1 pseudogene is annotated in these 263 nt (G+C 47.5%); it reads right to left on the minus strand.

What is annotated here, in order from left to right:
• A pseudogene (locus Q4528_RS14275) lies at nt 1–263 on the minus strand (glutathione S-transferase family protein); the annotation flags it as partial.

Below are 263 nucleotides of genomic sequence, written 5' to 3' on the forward strand. Positions count from 1 at the left end.
ATGCAGGGGACGCAGGTTAATACTGGTATCACCCCATTGGTCAAACGCACTGTTTAGCATTTCGATAATGTCTGCCGATTCATTATTTACAATGGTGTCGGTGAATTTGTCCCACAACACTGGCACAGTGGCTCTACCAGAGACCTTAGGATCCGCATGCGTATAAAGCTGATGAATAAACTGCTTATGGTGTAAATGGTCTTCACTCGCGCCCTTTAGCCCCGTAAGCCCTTTGCCAGCAAAACCCCAGCCTTGCTCAGTAA

This window comes from Staphylococcus pasteuri (assembly GCF_030547725.1).
Lineage (GTDB): Bacteria > Bacillota > Bacilli > Staphylococcales > Staphylococcaceae > Staphylococcus > Staphylococcus pasteuri.